The organism is Sphingobacterium rhinopitheci (genome assembly GCF_022627575.1).
In the GTDB taxonomy this organism is placed as follows: Bacteria; Bacteroidota; Bacteroidia; order Sphingobacteriales; family Sphingobacteriaceae; genus Sphingobacterium; species Sphingobacterium rhinopitheci.
The window spans coordinates 12,166-35,599 of sequence record NZ_JADEYQ010000006.1 but is presented as its reverse complement, the minus strand read 5'-3'; the positions used below and the strand labels follow the sequence as shown (position 1 = coordinate 35,599).

Sequence of the window (23,434 nt, the reverse complement as noted above, 5' to 3'; positions counted from 1 at the left end):
ATGAGCAGCAATATTAATTTGATTGACTCTTTTCAGGAGTTTAAAGAGTTTAAAAATATTGACCGTCCGACGGTAATTACGGTACTTGAAGAAGTATTCCGTAGTATGATTCGTAAACGTTTTGGAACAGATGAAAATGTGGACGTAATCGTAAATCCAGACAACGGGGATTTAGAAATGTGGAGAACACGTGTAGTGATGGCTGATGGTTTTTCGGAAGATGACGATTTAGAAATCGAATTAGAAGAAGCGCACAAGCATGATCCGGATCTAGAAGTGGGAGATGATTTCATTGAACAAATTACCTTAGAAAGTTTTGGACGTCGTGCAATCTTAGCTGCTCGTCAGACTTTAGTATCTAAAGTATTGGAGTTAGAGAAAGATGAAGTTTTTAAGAAATATAAAGATCGTGAAGGCGAATTAGTAATTGGCGAAGTATATCAAATCTGGAAAAAAGAAATCTTAGTTTTAGATGAAGATGGTAATGAGTTGATCTTACCTAAAACGGAGCAAATTCCTGCTGATTATTTCAAAAAAGGCGATAATATTCGTGCCGTTGTTTCTAAGGTAGATATGATGAATAGTAATCCTAAGATTATTATTTCGCGTACTGCTCCGGAATTCTTGCAACGTTTGTTTGAATTAGAAGTGCCGGAAATTTTTGATGGTTTAATTACGATCAAGAAAATTGTACGTGAACCAGGAGAACGTGCTAAAGTAGCTGTAGAGTCTTACGATGATCGTATTGACCCTGTAGGTGCTTGTGTGGGTATGAAAGGATCACGTATTCATGGTATCGTACGTGAATTGCGTAATGAGAATATTGATGTAATCAACTTTACAACAAACAACTCATTATATATAACACGTGCATTGAGCCCTGCTCGTATTTCATCTATCAAAATTGATGATGATAACAAAACAGCAGCGGTTTATTTAAAACCTGATCAAGTATCATTGGCGATCGGTCGCGGTGGTCATAATATCAAATTGGCAGGTAAATTAACAGGGTACGAAATCGATGTGTACCGTGAAAATGATGAAATCGATGAGGACGTCGATATCGAAGAATTCTCAGATGAAATCGATAGCTGGATCATTGAAGAACTAAAACGCGTAGGTTTAGATAGTGCTAAGTCAGTACTAGCCTTGACTCACGAAGAGTTAGTTCGTCGTACTGATTTAGAAGAAGATACGATCAAAGAAGTCGTACGCATTTTGCAGACTGAGTTTGAATAAACTTGGTATTTTTAAACAAAAATTTATTAAAATGTAAATATTTGTTAATTGCGTGTAAAAAAAACATATTTTTGTAATACTAGAATTTTTAGAGGTTAATATTAAATGACAGAAGGTAAAAGCATAAACTTACTCAAAGCAGCAAAAGAACTCAATATTGGAATTGGGACTGCAGTCGAATTTTTAGGAAAGAAAGGTTTTGATGTTGAATCGAAGCCAACAACGAAATTGTCTGCAGATATGTACAATGTTCTTTCGCGTGAATTTCAAGGGGATAAAATCGCAAAAGATGAAGCCAAGCAAATTGTAATTGGCAAAATCCGTCGTGAGGAATCGCCGGTAGGAGGTAATGCAGGTTTACCTCAAAGTCAAGAAACATCTAAAAATCAAAAAATCGTTGAAAACGATGAAATCTTAATTAAGAACGTTCCATTGACACCAGAAAAGGTTGAAGCAGTAGCTGAAAAACCTATAGTGGAGGAGTCCGCAAACACAGGCCATCTAAAAGTGGTAGGTAAAATAGATTTAAATACCTTCAATAAAGGTAAAGCTAAAAAAGTCGAAGAGATACCTACAAAAGCACCTGAAGCGAAGCCCGAAGTGCTTGCTCCTAAGCAAGAGATGAAGAAGGAAGAAGTTAAGCCTGAGCCTAAACCTGAACCTAAGGTAGTTCCTGTGGTTGAAGTTAAGAAGGAAGAACCTAAGAAAGAAGAACCTAAAAAGGAGGAACCTATTAAGGAACAGCCTAAAAAAGAAGAACCTAAGAATGAGGAACCTAAAGTTATAACTAAGGTAGAAGCTCCGGTAGTAAAAGAAGAGAAAATCGTTCAAGAGGTTAAAAAAACTGAGTTAAAAGTGGAACAACCTAAGAAAGAAGAACAAAAACCAGCAGATAAACCTGTGGTAAAAGGACCTGACGAAGTGATTCGTGCACGTTCAGAAAAATTAGAAGGCCCGAAAGTAATTGGTAAAATTGAATTACCTACTTTTAAACCAAAAGAAAAACCAGTAGCGTCATCATCGAACGCTAATCAAGATAATAAACGTAAGCGTAAGCGTACGAATAAGCCTGGTACTCCTGTGTCCCCTAATGATCAAAATAATCAACAAGGTACAGCAGGTCAACCAAGAACGGGTTACCAAGGTAACAATCCGCGCGGTGGAACACATACGCCGGGTACTCCAGGTCAACCTAGAACGGGTTACCAAGGTAACAATCCGCGTGCTGGAAGTAATACTGCGCCAGGTGCTCGTGGTAAATTTGACCCTAGGAATAAAGGTGGCGTAAGAACGCCTGTGCCTAAGGAGGAATTATCAGAAAAACAAATCCAAGACCAAATTAAAGCTACTTTAGCGCGTTTGAGTGGTGCTGGTAAATCTGGTAAATTTGCGCAACGTGCAAAATTACGCCGTCAAAAGCGTGATGATGTAGCTTTGTCAGCGGAAGAAGCAGCAATGGAAAAAGAGTTGATGGCTAAAGTGTTGAAGGTTACAGAATTTGTAACTGCAAACGAATTAGCTAACTTGATGGATGTTCCTGTAACGCAGATTATTGGTACTTGTATGTCTCTAGGCATGTTTGTGTCTATCAACCAACGTCTTGATGCAGAAACTTTAACTATTGTAGCGGATGAGTTCGGTTATAAAGTAGAGTTTATTAAACCTGAGGATGAAGAAACGGCTGAGCTAGAAGAACCAGACAACGAAGAAAACTTAATCTCTCGTGCGCCAATTGTAACGGTAATGGGTCACGTCGATCACGGTAAAACGTCTTTACTTGATTATATTCGTAAAGCTAACGTAACAAAAGGTGAAGCGGGTGGTATTACTCAACATATCGGTGCATACGCTGTAAAATTGGATGATGGTCGTAAGATTACATTCTTAGATACACCAGGTCACGAAGCCTTTACGGCGATGCGTGCGCGTGGTGCTAAGGTAACGGATATTGTTATTATTGTAATTGCTGCCGATGATGCTGTGATGCCTCAAACGAAAGAAGCTATTAACCATGCGCAAGCAGCGGGTTCACCAATAGTATTTGCATTTACCAAAGTAGATAAGCCTGGTGCTAATGCAGATAGAGTAAGAGAGCAATTATCAGCAATGAACATCTTAGTGGAAGAATGGGGTGGTAAATACCAAGCTCAAGAAATATCTGCTAAGACGGGTGAGAATGTTGATTTATTATTAGAGAAGATATTATTAGAAGCTGAGTTATTAGAGCTTAAAGCCGATCCTAAAAAACGTGCTGTAGGTTCTGTAATTGAGTCAGCATTAGATAAAGGTCGTGGTATTGTTACTACAGTATTAGTACAAAGTGGTACATTACGTGTAGGGGATGCAATCTTAGCAGGTTCGCACTCTGGTAAAGTGAAAGCTTTAACTAATGAACGTGGTGAGCGTGTGAAAGAAGCAGGTCCATCTATTCCAGTACAGATCTTAGGTATGTCAGGTGCCCCAACAGCAGGTGATAAACTATATGTAATGGAGTCGGAATCTGAAGCTCGTTTGGTAGCGAACAAGCGTTTACAATTACAACGTGAGCAAGGAATGCGTGCTACTAAGCATATCACATTAGATGAGATCGGTCGTCGTTTAGCAATCGGTAACTTCAAAGAGTTGAATGTAATTGTGAAAGGTGATGTGGATGGTTCTATCGAAGCATTATCGGATTCATTATTGAAATTGTCTACAGACGAAATTCAAGTGAATATTATTCACAAATCAGTGGGTGCGATTTCAGAGTCTGACGTATTATTAGCTTCAGCATCTGATGCAATCATTATTGGTTTCCAAGTTCGTCCAACACAAAATGCACGTAAATTAGCAGAGGCAGAACAAATTGATGTTCGTTTGTACTCTATTATCTATGATGCGATTGACGAGTTGAAATCAGCGATGGAGGGTATGTTAGCACCGAAATTTGAAGAGAAAATCGTTGCCGAAGTTGAAATTCGTGAGACATTCAAAATTACTAAAGTAGGTACTATCGCAGGATGTATGGTTACTACTGGTAAGATCACTCGTCAAAATGATATCCGTATCATTCGCGATGGTGTAGTAATTCATACAGGTAGATTAGCATCATTGAAACGTTTCAAAGATGATGTTAAAGAAGTTACGCATGGTTACGAGTGTGGTTTGAATATTGATAAATTCAATGATATACAAGTAGGTGATATTGTCGAAGCTTACGAACAAGTTGAAGTAAAACGTAAATTGTAATCTTTACGTCTAAATATTTAAAAATCCCGGCCAAAAGCCGGGATTTTTGTTGAATGACTATTATTATTTGAATACTCAGGATTAAGGTTTTATCTTTAGGATATGTTTAAATTTAGAGTAACCGATATTATAGATCGTCCTAATAATAATATATCGATCAGATTTCAAGATTTGAGCGGTATGTATCCTAAATATAAGCCAGGACAATTTTTGACATTAGTGTTTAATTTTGAGGGTCGTGAGGTTCGTAGATCTTACTCCTTCAGTAGTTCCCCTGATCTAGATGAACCCTACGAGATTACCGTAAAAAGAGTTGAAAATGGTGAGATCTCCCGATTTTTACACCATAAACTAGCAATCGGAGATGTGATAGAGGTAATGGAGCCTTTGGGTATATTTACTTATAATATCGATGCATTACAGAAAAATACCGTTTTTCTTTTTGCTGCTGGTGTAGGTGTGACGCCATTATTCTCTATATTGAAATCTGTTTTAACCAAAGAGTTAGAAAGTAAAGTTATATTAATTTATAGTAATAGTTCCAAAGAGCAAACACTTTTCTATGATGAGCTTATCGAATGGCAAAATAAATATCCTGATCGCTTAAAAATAGAATTTATTTGGTCTAATGTTAAAAACCTACTAAAGGCTCGTTTAAACAGAGATTACTTGATTGAACTTGTTAATGAAAATTTAAAGGTATCCTCAAATCCTATATTTTATACCTGCGGCCCTTTATTTTACATGGATTTATGCCGTTTTACGCTTTTAGGGATGGGTTTTTCGGAAGAATCTATTCGGAAAGAAACTTTTTATTTCCCTGAAGAAGAGGAGGATGACGATGAAAAAGAAGATATCCCTCAAGATTATACATCGTATGATATTGTATTAAGGTATAATAAAATGGACTATAATCTCACTATTCCTCCAACTAAAACCATATTAGAAGTCGGACTTGAGCATAAAATTAGATTACCTTATTCGTGCAAATCAGGTATGTGTAGTACCTGTATTTCTCAAGTCGTCAATGGGGAAGTACGTATGGATTATAATGAAGTATTGACCGATAGGGAAGTCGAAAATGGAAGATGCCTTATCTGTACGGCTCATCCTATCGCAAACAATACTATTATTGAAGTGTTATAACCTTTAGAAATTACTGATGAAACGAATATATTTATTGATCATAACTCATCTTTTTATATTTTGTGCTTCCGCACAAGATATTTATAAGATTACCTATAATTATTTTAATAATGATGTAATTAGTAAGCAAGATCCTATTATAGTGATTGCTGATAGAAATAAATCTATCGTTACTAAGCAAAGTATAGTGTATGGTCATGGTAAATATCCCTTTGAAGAATCATTTTTAGATAATCCCTCAAAATCTATTATTCGACAAGCATCTTTTGCGACAAATAATAAAGTTAAGATGATTGATAACAAAGCATGGACTTCTTATACATTAGAACCAAAGATAGATTCAAAAGTAATATTGGGATATGATGCCAAGAAAGCTGTGACTTCTATCAATTCTAATGCTATCGATATATGGTATACTACAGCGTTACCTATTCATGCTGCACCCAATGATATTGGTTTAGATTTAGGATTGGTATTAGAATACCGAAGAAATGGTAGTTCCGGAATTGTAGCAACAAAAATTGAAAAATTAAATGCTTGGCCTACAGGGATTACTTTTCCCGATACGCATGCTTATGTCGATAAATTGACGTATAGTGATCTTTTATGGAAAAGTAAATTTGTACAAATTCCTATTTTTCAAGATGCGCAAATTTGTTTCCAACCGGGTATACAATCTGATTCTATCTTGCGCTTTGCTGAAGGAACGGTTATAGTCAAAAAAGTGAAAATCCCCGAAGTGCCCGCTAATAGTCAAGCTTTCATTGAGCTCGTTGAAAAATCTAACGGCGATGCTTATGATAGAACAGGTTCCATTTTTTTAATTGCTGAAGATCAAAAAATAAGTTTCTTTGATGGTATGAAAAATGGAATGAATACGCTGCCTGCTTATGATGTAGGCGATGGCAAGTCATATTTAGGCATGGTTCGTACGGAAAACTACTCTCCGATATATGAATTAATGCGTTTTTTCACTCCCTTTGGTGTTAGTCATTTTAATAATCGATTGGAATTAAAAGGTAAAACTTGGCAAGATAGTTCGATATACCGTCAAGATGTGTCCGAGTTTTTGAATGTTATGTCGGGACAGGAAGTTTATATCGGTGTGTATATCGGAAATTACGACAAAGGAGGACATAAAGTGAGTCTAGAGTTAACGATTCATTCGGGCAATTCAAACTATGCACATAAAGTAAAAACTATGCCTTTATTCAATACGACCAATGTGATGGAGATGGGAGGACAAACTTATCCTACTTTATTTGCTAGTGATCAAGGTTTAGATTTTGAATTTGAACTTAAAGAAGATATAAAAAATGCTAAGCTTCGATATATAACCACTGGGCATGGCGGTTGGGGCAATGGTGATGAATTTGTGCCCAAAGTAAATACTATATTTATTGATAATGTAATGAAGCATAGATTTACTCCTTGGCGCGTAGATTGTGGTAGTTATAGGTTGTATAATCCCGTATCGGGCAATTTTGCCAATGGATTATCATCTTCAGATTTAAGTCGATCTAATTGGTGCCCTGGCACGATTACTTATCCTAACTATATCGATTTAGGTGACTTGAAGGCTGGTAAGCACAGTATCAAAGTGCATATCCCGCAGGGAGCACCTGAAGGAGATAGTTTCTCTTTCTGGAATGTAAGTGGCGCTTTAATCTATGATACTAATGATTAATAGATATATTACTATATTATTTCTATTGGTACTTCCATGTACCATCTTTGGCCAAGGGCAAAAGTTAGGGAAAGTAATTAGTTCAGGCTTGACCGAAATATCAGGAATTACACCGTATTCGTATGAGCATGGTTATTTTTGGGTTCATAACGACAGTGGGGATAAGGCGCAGGTTTATCTTATGGATTCTACCGCCTCTTTGCAGACTATTATCAAATTGGATGGTGTTGATGCTATTGATTGCGAAGATATAGCGCGTGTTAATAGAGATGGTCAATCGTATCTATTAGTAGCTGATATTGGTAATAATACTAAAAATAGGGAGGTATTGCATATCTATATGTTTCCAGAGCCTAAGATTGATTTTAATACTAAAGAGATTACTATAGCTGCTGATGAAATAACAAAGATCGCCATCAAATATGCCGACAAAAGGAGGGATGCAGAAGCTATATTTGTAGATCAGCAAAATCAGGAAGTATATATTGTTTCTAAGCGCGATTTTAGAGCAACCGTATTTTCTTTTCCATTGCCAGCAATAGGATCTTCTGAATTGATTATTTTGGAGCCCAAGTTAACTTTGCCTTTTACTTTTACAACTAGTGCAGACATGAGTTTAGATGGGCGTTTTATCTTAATCAAAAATCTGAGCAATGTATATCTCTGGCAGAGAGAGCTTTCAGAGCCTATTTTAACAACCTTGGCCAAGCCATTCAAAATAATCCCTTATGAAATAGAACCTCAAGGGGAGGCTATCTGTTTTGATAGCATGGGACGTTATTTTTATACTATTTCTGAACGCCCTCTCGGCTTAGATTCTTATCTTTATCGCTATAATTATTAGATTATGAAAAATATATTGACGGCATTTTTGCTGTATACTTTTGTTAGTTTTTCTGCTTCTGCAGCAACGGTGGATACGATTTTTGTTTTTTCAAATAGTATGAATAAAGAAATCAAAACCGTAGTGATACGGCCTGAAAATGCTAAAAATACGAAGTTGGCAACTTTGTATTTATTGCATGGTTATTCCGGGGATTACTCCAATTGGGTGAATAAAGTCCCTTTTATCAAAACATTGGTAGATCGTTACAATTATATGGTTGTATGTCCTGATGGTGGATTTGGCTCTTGGTATTGGGATTCTCCGAAAGATAAAAATTCCCGCTATGAAACATTCATTACCCAAGAATTAATCGCTGCTATCGAATCAAAATTCGAAGTATGTAAGACCAAAGGGGGAAGAGCGATCTCTGGATTGAGTATGGGAGGTCATGGTGCTTTGTATTTAGCTATGAAGCATCAAGATATTTATGGTGCTGTTGGCAGTACCTCAGGAGGTGTGGATATTAAATCTTTTCCTAACAATTGGGAAATTACGAGGCTATTAGGATCATATGCTGCTAATAGAGAAGTCTGGGAAAGCCATACGGTTATGAATAACCTACATCTGTTAACTCCAAATTCTCTTCAGATTTTTATTGATTGTGGCTATGATGACTTTTTTTACGGTGTAAATACGAAGTTACATAATGAATTGTTGTATTTAAATATACCTCATACCTATTTGAATTTGCCTGGGAAGCACAATTGGGAATATTGGTCCCAATCTATCGTATATCAAATGGCTTTCTTTGATATGTTTTTTCGAAATTAATATTTAATTATTATATGCGTTTTTTATCTACAATTTTTGTCTTAATCACCTGTGTGTGTTATACGTTTGCGCAATCCAATCAGAATATTAGTGGATATGTAAGAGACGCTGCTTCTGGCGAAGCTTTAATTGGTGCTGTTGTTCAGGTTAAAGATACCAAAACGGCTACCAGTACAAATAGTTATGGTTTCTTCTCGTTGAAAGTACCCGAAACGAATTTTAACTTACAAATTAGTTTTGTAGGTTATGAAGGCTTGGATATTGTGGTTGATCCACTGGTACAAAAAAACTTCAACTTTGAATTGATACCATTGGATAATGTCTTGGAGGAAGTGGTTATTTCTGGTAAGAAAAGAAATAATAATGTAACAAGTCCACAGATGGGGGTTCTCAATTTTTCTATGGATGAAGTAAAGAATGTACCTGTATTATTCGGTGAAAGAGATATTCTCAAAACGATACAAATGCTTCCTGGTGTAGCTAAAGGTGGAGAAGGATCTTCAAATTTTTATGTCCGTGGTGGTGGTGGAGATCAAAACTTAATCCTTTTAGATGAAGCTACTGTTTACAATGCTTCTCATTTATTAGGCTTCTTCTCAACATTCAATTCTGATGCTATCAAAGATGTCGAATTGTATAAAGGTGGTATTCCATCGCAATATGGGGGCCGTATTTCTTCGGTCATGGACATTAGAATGATGGATGGCAATAACAAAAAATTTGCCGCAGAAGGTGGTGTTGGTTTAATTGCTTCACGTTTGAAATTAGAAGGACCAATTGTGAAGGACAAGAGCTCCTTTATGCTGAGTGGTCGTCGTACATATGCGGATTTGTTTTTGAAATTATCTCCCGATGAGACGGTAAATAAAAGTAAATTATATTTTTATGATTTGAATGCTAAATTCAATTATCGCTTTGATGATAAAAATACCGTTTATGTATCTGGATATTTTGGTAAAGACGAATTGGGCTATGGTGATTTATTTAGCTTTGATTGGGGAAATGCTACAGCAACAGTACGCTGGAATCATGTATTTAATGAAAAACTATTTAGTAATACTACGCTAATATACAGTGATTTTACGTATAATGTAAATGTTTCCAACGATAATAGTGATTTTAAAATTGCCTCAAAAATTGAAAACTTCAATTTTAAACAAGATTTTTCATACTATGCGAATAATAAAAGCACCTTTCGTTTTGGTCTAAATGTGTTAAATCAGAGGATATCACCTGCCAGCTTAAATGCTGCGCCGGGAGCTAGTGTAAATACGATTGATATTGAAAAGAAATATGGTTTAGAATTGGCAGGTTATGCATCTCACGAATGGAAACCTAATGATTGGTTGGCTATGATATATGGAGTGAGGCTTACCGATTTTATGGTTAGAGGACCTGGTACATTCTATACGTATGACAGCGATGGTCAGCCCATTAGCAGTGAAACATATAATAGTGGAAAAGTCATAAAGCATTATTTGAATGTGGAGCCTCGTCTATCGATGTCTTTCATTCTTAATCAAGATAATAGTATTAAGGCATCTTATAATAGGATCGTTCAAAACTTACATCAGTTGACTAATACTACTTCATCATTGCCTACAGATCAATATGTGTTGAGTTCTGTAAATATAAAACCTCAATATGCGGATCAGGTATCTTTAGGCTATTTTAGGAACTTTGCCAATAATAAGTATGAATTTTCTGTAGAAACCTATTATAAAAAGATGGGTAATCAAATCGATATTAGAAATGGTGCCGATCTACAGGCTAATGAATATTTGGAAGGTGAATTGTTATATGGTAAAGGTAGATCATATGGCTTAGAATTATTCTTGCGCAAGCGTCAAGGTAAATTTAATGGTTGGATTAGCTATACTTTAGGGAAAAGTGAAAGACAATTTGAAGAGATAAATGAAGGTGCTTGGTTCAAGGCTAGGCAAGATAGAACGCATGATATATCGGTTGTAGCCATGTATAATTTAACTAAAAGCTGGACCCTAGGCGCTAATTTTGTGTATTATACAGGTAATGCTATTACATTCCCTAGTGGCAAATACGAATTGGGCGGTAAAACTATTTATTACTATACGGAACGTAATGGTTCGAGGATGCCAAACTATCATAGGTTGGATTTGTCAGCTACGTATGAGCCCAATAAGACAAACAAGAGATTCAACTCTAGTTGGACATTTGGTATATACAATGTCTATAATAGAAAGAACGCTTATATCATTGATTTTAGAGATAATAAGGAGAATCCAAATATTACTGAGGCTTATAAACTTGCTTTATTTGGTGCTATTCCTTCAGTTACATGGAATTTTAAATTTTAAATATGAAAGTACTTAATTATATAGTTGTACTATTATCTATTTGTTCATTAACTTCTTGTGAGGAGGTGATAGACTTAGATTTGAATAGCGCAGATCCTAAATATGTTATAGAAGCTAATTTGAATGATATAAATAGTACACAAACTATAAAAATATCTAAGACAGTTAACTTTAACGAACCGATCCCTAATGAGCCTGTTAATAATGCTCAAGTAGTAGTAATAGATGTTGCTGGTAGAGCTCATGCTTTTACTTCTAATGGTAGTGGCTTATATACAAGTTCTAATTTTAAGCCTATTACGAATGGTAATTATTCGTTAAGCGTTAATGTTGATGGGAAAGAATTTTTATCTACTACTACGCGTGTTCCTTATGTAGAGGTAGATTCTTTAGGGATTTTGAAAGATGAGGTCTTTAATGAAACGTATTACGCTGTAACGTTCAAATTTTTAGACCCTATCAACACGGCTAATTATTATAAATATAGCTATTCGGTTAATGGTAAGCCGTTTAAATTTTCCGCTGTATTTTCGGATAAGTTTAATAATGGTTTATTGGTAACGCATGAAATTACTGAAAGAAGTGATGCCGATAAGTTTGTGCTGGGAGATGATGTTACTATTCTTAGGGAATGTATTAACGTTGATGTTTATAATTTTTGGAGCGATTTACAAAGTATAAACCCTGGTAGTGCAGCACCAGCAAATCCCAAATCTAATATTTCTAATGGTGCATTAGGTTTTTTCAGTGTGAGCTCTGCAAAACTTTACAATGTGACTATAACTGACTCTTCGGAAGAAGAATAGGGGACTATAATACTTCAAATGTATAACCCAATTTAGTATAATGTGCTAATACTTTTGGTAAGGCATACTGTACACGAGGAATGGCTTTAATGTTGTCGTGAAACACAATAATAGAGCCATTTTTTGTATGTTTTAATACATTGTTTAGACATTTTTCTGGGGTTATTTTCAGGTCAAAATCTCCAGAAAGGACATCCCAATAAATTAAATCATAATCCTTTGCTAATCGTGCTATTTGTGATTGCTTGGCACGTGCATATGGGGGTCTGAACAATTTAGTTTTTGTAAGCTCATTACATTTGAATACATTAGCTATATACTCTTGGTCCGAACAATTCCATCCTTTTAAATGACTGTAGGTATGATTCCCTATTTGGTGCCCATGGCGCTTTAAATTTTCAAATATTTCAGGATACTTTATTATATTTTCACCAACACAAAAGAAGGTAGCTTTGGCGTTATATGCTGCTAAAGTTTCTAAAATCCATGGTGTTATCTCTGGAATTGGGCCATCGTCAAAAGTAAGATAAATCTTTTTATCCGTTCTCGGTTTATTCCATGTTACTTGAGGATAATACCATCTTAAGAAAAAAGGAGCGCTTATAAAGTACATTTTTGAATGTTATTTTTTATTTGCAAATTTAAGTAAACATTCTGTAGCATGTTGACGTTTTGTAATATAATGTTAATCCATGATGAAAAAGTTCTTTCAGTATTTTGGTTTCAATGAAATTGAACAACGTGGATTTATCGTATTTACTGGTTTTATTCTTTTAGTTTTAAGTATCCCATTTATTGTTAAATCTTTAAGAAGTAATGATTATACGCATTATAATATAGTGTATTTTGAATCATCTCCTTCGGCTCAAGGAAATTATGTCCAAGCTGAGCACTCTAAGAATACTTCTGATGTAACTAAATTTGATAATAATAGAGCGATCACATATTTCTTCTTTGATCCTAACAATTTGGATCGCTTATCTTGGTCGAAGTTGGGTTTTTCGGATAAGCAAATAGACGTTATAAAAAATTATGAAGCCAAAGGAGGACGTTTCTATACTAAAAAAGATGTCGCTAAAATTTATGTAATATCCGAGCGTGATTATGCCAGAATTGAAAGCTATATTAAAATAGAAAATAAAGGTAATTTTAAGTCAGCGAATTTAAATGCTTCGACTGGCAATGTGAATAATTATAAAACTTCTATTCAAAAGAATATTGCCATTAATATTAATAAAGCGGATACTACTGCATGGAAATCTTTGGTGGGAATAGGATCTGTTTTGTCAAAGCGCATCGTAAAATATAGGGAGGCATTAGGTGGATTCTATGCTATTGATCAATTGCGTGAAGTATATGGCTTAACGGCAGATACATTTGATAAAATAATAGAATACCTCATACTTGATGATTATACAATTTTCAACAAATTGGCCGTCAATCATTGTACTATGCATGAATTAGCTAGACATCCTTATATAAATAGAGAACAAGCACAGGCTATTGTAAATTATAGAAATCAGCATGGTTTTTTTGATAATTTAGAAAATTTATCTAAAATCAAATCTTTAGATAGTGATTTTTTGCGTAAAATTGAACTTTATTTAGAATATTGATTAATTACATGTTAGAAGACAAATTAAAAGCTGTCGTTAGGGATATCGTTGATTTTCCGCAACCGGGAATTGTTTTTAAAGATATTACACCTATTCTCAAAGACCCTGATTTATGTTCAGAAATCATTGTAGAAATAGCAAATAGTCTTAAAGACACCAAGATAGATGTTATTGCAGGTATTGAAAGTAGAGGTTTTTTATTTGGCCTTATGTTGGCCAATTATATGAAGATTCCTTTTGTTCCTATTCGTAAACAGGGTAAATTACCTTTTAAGACAATTTCTGAGTCTTATAAATTGGAATACGGTCAAGCGACGATAGAAATTCATGAAGACGCATTTGAAGAAGGTACAAATGTACTTATACATGATGATCTTTTAGCAACTGGAGGGACTGTTGTTGCTGCAGCAAAATTAGTAGAAAAATTAGGCGGTAATGTAGCTGGTTTTTCTTTTATCATAAGTTTAGATTTCTTAAATGGAGAGGGGCGTCTTCATCGTTTTAGTGATAATGTATTTTCACTGTTAAGATGCTAAAATTAAGAAACAGGCCTTGAGGAGTAACTTCAAAGCCTGTTTTTTTGGGTATATTATTTATTTTTTTAAATTAAGTCTTAACGCATTTAAAATTACAGAAACTGAGCTTAAGCTCATGGCTACTGCTGCCAACATAGGCGACATTAAAATACCAAATGTTGGGTATAATAATCCCGCGGCTATGGGTATGCCAATAACATTATATAAAAAAGCAAAAGATAAATTCTCCTTAATATTTGTCATCATCATTTTGCTAAGCTGGATTGCTTTTGAGACTCCTGTTAGCTCTCCATTTAGCAAGGTTATATCTGCGCTTTGGATAGCAACATCTGTTCCTGTGCCCATTGCTATCCCTACATTAGCAAGTGACAATGCTGGTGCATCGTTGATACCATCGCCTGTCATAGCCACAAGTTTATTGTTTGCCTGGAATTGTTGAATGACTTGATATTTATCTTGTGGCAACATTTTAGCTTTATAATGGTCGATTCCGACATAAGCAGCGACAGCTTTAGCCGTCAATTCATTATCTCCAGTCAGCATCCATACTTCAATACCTTTATTCTTTATTTCCGTTATTATAGATTTTGCTTCTTTCTTTACTTCATCTTTTACAGCGATGTATCCAGCATATGCATTATCTATTGCGAGATAGGAAATACTGGAACCTTTCGATTCCAAATCTTGTGTTATATTTTTGATATTTAAGGGGATATTTACAGCATTGTCCGCCAGTAGGGCTTCGTTACCTAATAAGGCCTTCATGTGGAAAATATTAGCTGAAACACCTTTCCCTGTAATATTTACAAAGTTGGTGATATCAATTGGCGTAAGATTTAATTCCTTCGCTTTGTCTACCATTGCCTGAGCTAATGGATGGGAGCTGTGTTTGTTTACGGAGGACGCTAGCTGTAAAATATCATTCGCGGTAAATTTGTCTGTAGCGGCATAATCTGTAACCGTAGGTTTGCCTGTTGTTAGTGTTCCTGTTTTGTCGAGCACTAAAATGTCAATTTTACTTAAATTCTCTAGTGCTTCTGCTTTTTTGATTAAAACCCCATTTTTAGCTCCTTTTCCAATACTTACCATCACGGACATGGGGGTTGCCAGACCAAGCGCACAGGGGCAGGCAACGATTAACACGGATAGCGCATTGCTGATAGCAAATACTAATTTGTTGTCATTTTCCGATAAGGACCAAATAATAAAAGTTAGTAATGCAATAATAATTACGATAGGGACAAATATTTTAGATACTTTATCTGTCAACTTATTGATCGGTGCTTGGCTACGAGTAGCTTCATTTACAAGTTTTATAATCTGTGCTAATAGGGTATCGGAACCAATTTTTTCGGCTTGCATAATGAAAGATTGATTTCCATTCAATGTTCCTCCAATTACTTTGTCACCGATTTTCTTTTCCACAGGAATAGATTCTCCTGTAAGCATAGATTCATCAATAGCGGATTGACCATCTGTTATTATACCATCGATTGGTACTTTATCCCCTGGACGTACACGCAGTAAATATCCTTTTTGGATATCGCTGACTGCTATCCGTTCATCTTTATCAGCGTTGATCCATATTGCCTCCGCTGGTGTAAGTTTTATGAGTGCTTTTATCGCTGAATTTGTCTTTGAATGGGCTTTCGCTTCCATCAATTGTCCCACAATAACTAAAGTTATGATAACGACCACAGATTCAAAATATAATGGGGGATGGCCATGGGCTAGTAATTCCTTAGGGATTGACTGTGGAAAGATCAAGGCGAAAAGGCTAAATATAAATGCTGATGCAGCGCCCAAAGAAATTAAGCTAAACATATTGAGATTCCAAGTCTTGAACGATGTCCATCCTCTTTGAAAAAATGTCCATCCCGTATAAAATACGACGGGTATCGTTAATATCAATTGTAACCAGCCATTGATATGAGGTGATATTAGTTGACTTATAGGTTTGTTTGGGAGCATATCACCCATTGATATTATAAATAATGGAACGGTAAATATCAAACTGATAATAAGCTTTTTCTTCCAGTCTAAGTAAACTTCATCTTCATCTTCTGTTTCTTGATTAGCTACTAAATCCATTCCACAGATAGAGCAAATACCGGGCTTATCACTTTGTATTTGGGGGTGCATAGGACAGGAGAAAACTATTTTTAGGGTCGTTTCAGGAATTTTTTCTAAATTCATGCCGCATACCGGGCAGGTGCCAAAATCATCATATACTTTATCTCCTTCACACATCATCGGGCAGTAGTATTTGCCTGCATGGTCTGCATGATGGCTTGTAGTAGTATGGTGGGGTTTAGCATTGAAATCTACTGTTTCTATTGGTTGTAGAAACATATTACAATCGGGGCATCTTCCTTTCTCGTGGTAAATTTTATCCTTTCCTTCACAAAACATAGGACATATGTACTGCTGCGATGCTGAGTCCGCAACATCGGCCAAGGTAGGTGTTATATGCTGCGCTGATCCGTGTTCATGAATAGCATATTGGCCTCCTAATTCTTTTATTTTGTCTTGAAGAATAGTGATATCGATTGGGATGTTGCTGGCAATCAGAGCAGTTCCATTTTCTAAATTTACAGTCGCCTTCAGGTCAGCTATTTCATTGAGTTTTTTTTCTACAACAGATCTACATCCATTGCATGTCATTCCTGATATATCGTACGTATGTTGATGCATATTTTTTCAATTTTTAAAAACAAATTTTCATTAATTTGCTTTATGTAGATGGAATTAGTTATTAAAATTAGACTATTTTGTAATAGCAATACCAATAAAAAACAAAGAAATATAACAATTGTTAGTGCGCATTTAAATTAGTAAAGGAAAAATTAAATTAGTTATGGAAAAAACAATAGAAAGTAAATTGAAGTATTGGTACTTATTGTTAATTTTTGGTCTTATATCCATATTTCTTGGATATTTGGTTTTTGTTACACCAGAGAAGACCTTTCTCGTAATAGCGATATTTTTCAGCTATGGTTTTATGTTGTCTGGAATTTTGGAAGCTATATATGCTGTTTTAAATAAAGATAATTTGGCCAATTGGGGTTGGTATTTTGCATTAGGTATTCTTACCTTTATTGTAGGGGTGCAATTGACCGTTCATCCTAATCTGTCGATGATGTTATTGACATTTTACATCGGTTTTTGGTTATTGTTCCGTTCTATGATGTATATTAGTTCAGCTATTGATTTGAAGAAATCAGGCTCTGGTAATTGGTTTTTAGTATTGCTTTTAGGAGCATTAGGTGTTCTATTTTCTCTTTTACTTTTATGGAATCCAGTATTGACTTCTATTGCAGTTTCTGTATGGATAGGCTGTGCTTTGGTATCTTTGGGTATTTTGCAGATCGTATTATCTTTCTCTTTAAAGGGGATTAAATCAAGTTTAAAAGATAATTAATCTACGATATAAAGTAGAATGTCAATAGCGTTCTTCGTTGTTTTTAACTCGTTAATATATTATTAGCGAGTTTTTTTATTTTTTAAAAGTACGTCAACTTTCTGTAAAACCTATTTTTATTAAATTATATTGAACTTATAAAAGGTATTTTTGTTGTATATTTTTGTGTGTAAATAATATGTATATGGAATTCAGTCAGTTAGTTGATGACATTGAGCAATATGTGCTAAGTTTTTTTTCAAAAGGGGTGTGTAAGCAATATTGTTTTCATAATGAGTCACATACTAATTCTGTTGTTTCTGCGGTCAAAGAGATGGCTTATCATTATGGCTTAAATAATGAAGATAGATTTGTATTGGTTACTGCAGCCTATTTTCATGATCTTGGTTATGCAAAAGGTGGCTCTGAAAGTCATGAGGAGCGTGGAGCACAAATGGCGCGTGATTTTTTAAGTACAAAATCTATCGATATTTCGGTAATAGATAAAATACAACGTTGTATCTTGGCCACTAGGATGCCCCAGAATCCTACAGATTTATTAGAGCAAATTATTTGTGATGCTGATTTATATCATCTTGGAACACCTATGTTTTTGGAACGTAATAAATTGATGCAGCAGGAAGCCGAAAAGGTGAGTGGTGGAAAAATTGATAAAGCCATTTGGCGTGATAATACCATTAAATTATTTGAAAATCATCAATATCATACCTCCTATGCTAAAGAAAAATTGACGGTTGGAAAGAATGAGAATTTTGAAACTTTAGTAAAAAAGCAGAATAAAGGTAAAGACAAAGATACTGTTATCGAAGAGATAAAACCCGTAAGGAAGCCTGAGCGTGGTATTGAGACCATGTTTAGGATCACCTCGACCAATAGTCAACGATTGAGTGATATGGCCGATAATAAAGCAAATTTATTGCTTACAGTCAATTCTATAATCTTGTCTTTAGTCGTGACGGTATTGCTGCGTAGTTTGGATAAGAATACACATCTTATTGTGCCTACTATTATTTTGATGTCTGTTGTCGTTATCGTCATGGTATTATCGATATTGTCTACTATCCCTAAAATACCCAATGGTTATTATACAAACGAACAAGTGGAAAATAAATCTGTCAACTTATTGTTCTTTGGCAATTTTTATAAAATGCCATTAGAAACATATAAAGATAGTATGGGTAAAGTGATGGAAGATAGGGAGTTTTTGTACGGTATGTTATCCAAAGATGTATATTCACAAGGCGTAGTATTAGGGCGTAAATATAAATTGTTGCGCTATGCATATGGTATTTTTATGTTTGGTTTGATTATTTCTGTTTTAGCATTTGTTTTTTCTATTTTATATATCTAATAATGAAAGTAATAGGTTTGATAAATATCGTGTATATAGGGCTAAGTATATTAACCCTGAATGCGTGTCAGTCGAGTATTTCCTCGGACAATAAGGTAAATCTTGATAGCACTTCAACATATGATATTGACTTTGAAAAGCGTGATTCTTATGTATTGCCAGCACAATTGGAGGAGATATCAGGACATTCATTTTTATCTGGAAACGATGATGTTGTATATTGTATTCAAGATGAAAAAGGGATCGTATATAGTTATAATTTGAAAACTGAAAAACTAGTAGATTCAATTACATTTGGTCCCGATGGAGATTACGAAGGGATCACCAATGATGGTACTCATTTTTATATATTAAAAAGTAATGGTGATATCTATAGTTTTCCTATTCCGTATCAAGGGGAGCAAATAGTCGAAGCTAAAGTGTTTAATAATTTGGTAGACAAGGGTGAATATGAATCATTGGGGATCGATACCGTAAATCATCGCCTTGCTATCCTTTGTAAAAGTTGTAAAGGAGACCGTAAGCAAAATCAATCTACTGGTTATTTTATGGATTATGATACTAAAGGCACTGTAACTTTAGGATCTTCGTTTGTTATTAATTCCGAAAAGGTTCGTGAAATATATCCAAATTTTCCTAAAGTATTTAACCCATCCGCTATTACTAAAAGAAATTCTTCTGGTGAATGGTACATATTATCATCAATTGATAAGTTAGTATTAGTTACGGATGCTGATTTTAACCCTAAAGGGGTAATTCCTTTTTCACGAAAGATGTATGAACAACCGGAGGGAATAGCTTTTGATAGTAAAGAAAACCTTTATATCAGTAGTGAAAAAGGTAAAGAGTCTGCTGGAATGCTTTATAAAGTCAAATAAAACAATATGAAACATCTTTTCTATTTGCTATTTTGCTTCCTTTTTTGGGAAGCAAATGCACAATCTATTGCTAAGCGTATTATATTGATAGGTGATGCAGGAGAAATAAATACTAAGCAATCGTCAGTAATTCATAAAGCTGCTGAACTCATAATAAAAGATAGTACATTGATGTTTTTTCTTGGGGATAATATTTATCCTTCGGGGATGGGATTAGAAGGAATAGAAAAAGAGAAAGGTATTAACAGTTTGAATGCTCAATTTGAGCCTTTTCGTAAAGAAAATGTACCGGTATATTTTCTTGCTGGAAATCATGATTGGAATGTGTCACGTCCTGGAGGATTAGCGAAATTAATTGCGCAGGGGGATTATTTGAAGTCTCAAAATGATCAATATCTAAAGCTGATACCCTCCGCTGGTCAACCTGGGCCCGTAAGTATACCTGTCAATGACGCGTTGGTGATTATAGCATATGATTCCGAATATTGGCTGTATCCGTATCATTCGTCAGATATAGATTTGCAGAATCAAAGAACACTTTTTGTGGCTCAATTGAAACAGTTATTTGAAAATAATAAAGATAAAACAGTGTTGGTATTGTCACATCATCCGATGATTACTTATGGTGAGCATAGTTTAGCTTTTGATTGGCGACAACATATATTCCCTTTGCGTAAATTAAATAGTAAATTATATATTCCATTGCCAGTAGTCGGCTCTTTATATCCTCTAGCAAGAAGTACATTCTATAGTTCAGCGGAAGACTATCCAAGTAAAAAGTATCAGGAGCTCGTACACGATATATCTGAAGCTAGGGGCAATCAACCGAATGTAATCTATGCTGCTGGTCACGATCATGGTTTACAATTTATCAGCAAGGATGATTTGGTACAGATCGTAAGTGGTTCGGGGTCGAAGACATCATTTATTGTGAACAATAAAAACTTAAAATTTAAGTATCAAAAGCAAGGATTTTGTGTTTTTGACTATTTAGACAATGGCAATATCTTATTAGCGTACTATACATTTGATGGCCTCAATACCGTCAAAGCATATGAGACGTTGATAGAGAAGAAATAATAATACGATAAAGGTATTATATACAGAATGATATGATTTTACGAACAGCTGAAGTAAATAATAATATAAACGAAGAAGGTATTATTCAAGAATTGTCTTTTGACAGGCTAATATCTTTTTTGAAACAAAAGATAGGGGCTTTAGATTCTTATGAACAAACATTTCCTAAGTTAATCTTAGATCGAATTATTGCACTTCAAGATATGGAAGGTGATATTACCTTAGACAATCTTTGTAAATATGAGGAAATATTCAGTTATATATATTATTTGACGAGTAATGTATTGATTAAAGATGAAATTGTTTGGGGGATGGGTTTTCCGATTCCGAGTAAAGTCTTCTATGGGCAAAAGAAATTTTTTAACTTATTGGATGCTAATTTAGAGTTGTTCGATGAATCCTTAAATACTTCTTTTTATCATGATTTCAATTTCTCTAATAAGTTATTATATCTTTTGGTATTAGAGCGCTTATATAAGCTGCCAGTTTTGAATTTTAAACAATTATATAAGCTTGTAGATCGTGAAGTCCATAAATATTATCAATTAAAGATTGATTATTCTTTTATTGAAGTCAAGCCCATATCTGGGCAATTGCCACCGATTGATATTGCCTGCTTGCATGAGAAGGAAATAGATTCTTTTGAGGATATAGTACCCTTATTAGCCTCTGTAGATTTAAAGAATTTTGTGTTCAAAGGATTTACTATTTTAAAATTGATAGATAATACGACAGAACATGTCGCGGTGAAAATTCAAAATATAATATCGAGGCTCACTAATGTTGATGTATTATCTGCTGCTTCTTCCTTCAATAGGGAAATGATATGGGGGGAGTTGAAAGATATTGTAAAAACATTAACAAATTCTGCAAAGGTAGAATCTTCTTTTTTCCCTTTGTTAGAATTGAATGGCGTTCCGATATTGGCGTCAGATTTATCAAAGGAAAGCATATTCTTTGGCGACCTTATAAATCGTAATTCTGATTCATGTACCAATGAAATATATAATTATTTACAGTCGCCACATACTATAACTTTTGGATTAGAAGAGAGTTTTAACTCTTCAGATGAATTATTTGTTGATCATCTATTGCAATTGGGAATAAAATCATATGTCTGTTTTCCTTTAAAGAATAAAACTAAGTTGGTCGGTTTTTTGGAGTTATTTACTACAGAGGCTAATGTTTTAGACAAGCAGAGTGTGATGAATGTAGCCTCTTTTTTGCCGCTGATAGTAAATCTTGCGATTGACCTTGTCACTACGTTCAAGAGCTCAATGGATAAGGTGATTTTAGATAAATATACTTCTTTGCAGGAAGCCGTACAATGGAAATTTAATCAAGAAGCAGCTAATTATTTGAGAGAGGTTTCTCTAAAGAATGAGGATATAACCTTGAAGGCGATAAAGTTTGAAAAAGTATATCCTGTTTATGGTGCTATCGATGTGCGTAATTCCACCAAATTGCGAAATATGGCCTATAAAAAGGATAGCTATCAACGCTTGGCTATTCTTCAATTGATCGTTGATCAATTGGAAAGCACGGGAATGTCAGAGGTAGATCATAATTTTTCAAAACGTTTCAATTTGGTCAAAAGCTGGTTGGATGAGGGCAAATTGGACCATTATCTGTTAGATATATTATCTTTTTTTCAAGAGGAGGTAGCCCCATTTTTAGATAGTTTGGATGAAAATGATTTAATCCTCGTAAAGTATAAGCAAAATTACCTTCGTGATAGTTCTGATTTTAATGGGACTTCTCAGCAGTTTGAAGAATCACTAGCACTGTTAAATTCTATTATTAGTAATGAATTAGATCTGCTAAATACTTTTGTCCAAGATTTATTCCCATCTTATTACGAAAAATTTAGAACCGATGGTATAGAATATGATATGTATATTGGTCAGTCGATCACGCCGACAAAGTTATTTGATCCTTCTATCCTTCATTATATCCGCAAAGCGCAAATCATATCTATGGCCACTATTGCAAAAAAAACGTATGAAGCGATGGATGATTTACCCATTTCTCTGGTTACAACACAATTGGTATTTATTCACCCCAATCCCATAGATATTAGCTTTAGACAGGATGAAAGACGCTTTGATGTGGAAGGTGGTTATAATATTAGGTATGAGGTCATCAAGAAAAGGATAGATAAGGCCCATATTAGAGATACTAATGAACGATTAGTGCAACCCAATAAAATTGCAATCGTCTATTCATCTCATCGTGTAGAAGAAGATATACGTACTATACTAAAAGAAATAGCCAATGAGCACTATATTCAAAACGAAATTGAAGAAGTTTTGTTAGAAGAGTTACAGGGAGTAGAACAATTAAAGGCCTTTAGGGTTACAGTGAGTATATAATACTATGCGTGCAGAATACTATTATTAAAAACCAAAATGAAGCTAATGAGATTTCTATATATTATTTTTCTATGTTACTCC

The 23,434-nt window shown here is 34.7% G+C and carries 17 protein-coding genes; 15 read left to right on the top strand and 2 right to left on the bottom strand.

Annotated features, from left to right (window positions below):
- From nusA to IP023_RS07860, 8 genes are all read left to right on the top strand, one after another.
- Entirely contained in the window at positions 1-1,239 is a 1,239-nt protein-coding gene (nusA, locus tag IP023_RS07895; protein WP_241789723.1) for a transcription termination factor NusA, read from the top strand.
- 105 nt (positions 1,240-1,344) lie between these two features.
- Positions 1,345-4,467, top strand: coding sequence for a translation initiation factor IF-2 (gene infB / locus IP023_RS07890; protein ID WP_241789722.1), 3,123 nt, complete (start codon positions 1,345-1,347; stop codon positions 4,465-4,467).
- Between the two features lie 102 nt (positions 4,468-4,569).
- Positions 4,570-5,613 (top strand): ferredoxin--NADP reductase, encoded by a 1,044-nt coding sequence (locus IP023_RS07885; RefSeq protein WP_241789721.1) that lies wholly within the window; start codon positions 4,570-4,572, stop codon positions 5,611-5,613.
- Between the two features lie 16 nt (positions 5,614-5,629).
- On the top strand, positions 5,630-7,300 hold the full coding sequence (locus IP023_RS07880; protein WP_241789720.1) for a PNGase F N-terminal domain-containing protein: 1,671 nt from the start codon (positions 5,630-5,632) through the stop codon (positions 7,298-7,300).
- Positions 7,293-8,144: a hypothetical protein gene (locus tag IP023_RS07875; protein ID WP_241789719.1), complete on the top strand. Its 852-nt coding sequence runs from the start codon at positions 7,293-7,295 to the stop codon at positions 8,142-8,144. The genes IP023_RS07880 and IP023_RS07875 overlap by 8 nt, the downstream gene beginning before the upstream one ends.
- A gap of 3 nt (positions 8,145-8,147) precedes the next feature.
- Complete coding sequence (locus IP023_RS07870; protein WP_241789718.1) at positions 8,148-8,957, top strand: alpha/beta hydrolase; 810 nt, start codon at positions 8,148-8,150, stop codon at positions 8,955-8,957.
- Positions 8,958-8,971: 14 nt separating this feature from the next.
- On the top strand, positions 8,972-11,293 hold the full coding sequence (locus IP023_RS07865) for a TonB-dependent receptor (RefSeq protein WP_241789717.1): 2,322 nt from the start codon (positions 8,972-8,974) through the stop codon (positions 11,291-11,293).
- Between the two features lie 2 nt (positions 11,294-11,295).
- Complete coding sequence (locus IP023_RS07860; RefSeq protein WP_241789716.1) at positions 11,296-12,099, top strand: DUF4249 domain-containing protein; 804 nt, start codon at positions 11,296-11,298, stop codon at positions 12,097-12,099.
- 4 nt (positions 12,100-12,103) lie between these two features.
- Here the strand turns inward: IP023_RS07860 and IP023_RS07855 are convergent, their stop codons facing one another.
- Positions 12,104-12,712, bottom strand: a complete 609-nt coding sequence (locus tag IP023_RS07855) for a polysaccharide deacetylase family protein (protein WP_241789715.1) — start codon at positions 12,710-12,712, stop codon at positions 12,104-12,106.
- Positions 12,713-12,791: 79 nt separating this feature from the next.
- Here IP023_RS07855 and IP023_RS07850 point away from each other — a divergent pair, with 79 nt between their 5' ends.
- Positions 12,792-13,715 (top strand): ComEA family DNA-binding protein, encoded by a 924-nt coding sequence (locus IP023_RS07850; protein WP_241789714.1) that lies wholly within the window; start codon positions 12,792-12,794, stop codon positions 13,713-13,715.
- Between the two features lie 8 nt (positions 13,716-13,723).
- The gene (locus tag IP023_RS07845; RefSeq protein ID WP_241789713.1) at positions 13,724-14,251 is read left to right on the top strand and encodes an adenine phosphoribosyltransferase; all 528 of its coding nucleotides are present in this window, start codon (positions 13,724-13,726) and stop codon (positions 14,249-14,251) included.
- Positions 14,252-14,308: 57 nt separating this feature from the next.
- Here the strand turns inward: IP023_RS07845 and IP023_RS07840 are convergent, their stop codons facing one another.
- A complete protein-coding gene (locus IP023_RS07840) occupies positions 14,309-16,945 on the bottom strand; it encodes a heavy metal translocating P-type ATPase (RefSeq protein WP_241789712.1) in 2,637 nt (878 codons plus the stop codon).
- 163 nt (positions 16,946-17,108) lie between these two features.
- On the opposite strand from IP023_RS07840, the gene IP023_RS07835 reads away from it, so the two are divergent.
- From IP023_RS07835 to IP023_RS07815, 5 genes are all read left to right on the top strand, one after another.
- Entirely contained in the window at positions 17,109-17,672 is a 564-nt protein-coding gene (locus IP023_RS07835; RefSeq protein WP_241789711.1) for an HdeD family acid-resistance protein, read from the top strand.
- Positions 17,673-17,856: 184 nt separating this feature from the next.
- Positions 17,857-19,023, top strand: coding sequence for a Pycsar system effector family protein (locus tag IP023_RS07830; RefSeq protein ID WP_241789710.1), 1,167 nt, complete (start codon positions 17,857-17,859; stop codon positions 19,021-19,023).
- A gap of 2 nt (positions 19,024-19,025) precedes the next feature.
- Entirely contained in the window at positions 19,026-19,901 is an 876-nt protein-coding gene (locus IP023_RS07825; protein WP_241789709.1) for an SdiA-regulated domain-containing protein, read from the top strand.
- Between the two features lie 6 nt (positions 19,902-19,907).
- Complete coding sequence (locus tag IP023_RS07820; protein WP_241789708.1) at positions 19,908-20,981, top strand: metallophosphoesterase; 1,074 nt, start codon at positions 19,908-19,910, stop codon at positions 20,979-20,981.
- Positions 20,982-21,013: 32 nt separating this feature from the next.
- On the top strand, positions 21,014-23,353 hold the full coding sequence (locus IP023_RS07815; RefSeq protein WP_241789707.1) for a hypothetical protein: 2,340 nt from the start codon (positions 21,014-21,016) through the stop codon (positions 23,351-23,353).
- Positions 23,354-23,434: the final 81 nt, after the last annotated feature.

Bases quoted from the DNA above. Each gene is read 5' to 3' on its own strand.
- nusA (WP_241789723.1), top strand. From the start codon at position 1: ATGAGCAGCAATATTAATTTGATTGACTCTTTTCAGGAGTTTAAAGAG.
- infB (WP_241789722.1), top strand. From the start codon at position 1,345: ATGACAGAAGGTAAAAGCATAAACTTACTCAAAGCAGCAAAAGAACTC.
- IP023_RS07885 (WP_241789721.1), top strand. From the start codon at position 4,570: ATGTTTAAATTTAGAGTAACCGATATTATAGATCGTCCTAATAATAAT.
- IP023_RS07880 (WP_241789720.1), top strand. From the start codon at position 5,630: ATGAAACGAATATATTTATTGATCATAACTCATCTTTTTATATTTTGT.
- IP023_RS07875 (WP_241789719.1), top strand. From the start codon at position 7,293: ATGATTAATAGATATATTACTATATTATTTCTATTGGTACTTCCATGT.
- IP023_RS07870 (WP_241789718.1), top strand. From the start codon at position 8,148: ATGAAAAATATATTGACGGCATTTTTGCTGTATACTTTTGTTAGTTTT.
- IP023_RS07865 (WP_241789717.1), top strand. From the start codon at position 8,972: ATGCGTTTTTTATCTACAATTTTTGTCTTAATCACCTGTGTGTGTTAT.
- IP023_RS07860 (WP_241789716.1), top strand. From the start codon at position 11,296: ATGAAAGTACTTAATTATATAGTTGTACTATTATCTATTTGTTCATTA.
- IP023_RS07855 (WP_241789715.1), bottom strand. From the start codon at position 12,712: ATGTACTTTATAAGCGCTCCTTTTTTCTTAAGATGGTATTATCCTCAA.
- IP023_RS07850 (WP_241789714.1), top strand. From the start codon at position 12,792: ATGATGAAAAAGTTCTTTCAGTATTTTGGTTTCAATGAAATTGAACAA.
- IP023_RS07845 (WP_241789713.1), top strand. From the start codon at position 13,724: ATGTTAGAAGACAAATTAAAAGCTGTCGTTAGGGATATCGTTGATTTT.
- IP023_RS07840 (WP_241789712.1), bottom strand. From the start codon at position 16,945: ATGCATCAACATACGTACGATATATCAGGAATGACATGCAATGGATGT.
- IP023_RS07835 (WP_241789711.1), top strand. From the start codon at position 17,109: ATGGAAAAAACAATAGAAAGTAAATTGAAGTATTGGTACTTATTGTTA.
- IP023_RS07830 (WP_241789710.1), top strand. From the start codon at position 17,857: ATGGAATTCAGTCAGTTAGTTGATGACATTGAGCAATATGTGCTAAGT.
- IP023_RS07825 (WP_241789709.1), top strand. From the start codon at position 19,026: ATGAAAGTAATAGGTTTGATAAATATCGTGTATATAGGGCTAAGTATA.
- IP023_RS07820 (WP_241789708.1), top strand. From the start codon at position 19,908: ATGAAACATCTTTTCTATTTGCTATTTTGCTTCCTTTTTTGGGAAGCA.
- IP023_RS07815 (WP_241789707.1), top strand. From the start codon at position 21,014: ATGATTTTACGAACAGCTGAAGTAAATAATAATATAAACGAAGAAGGT.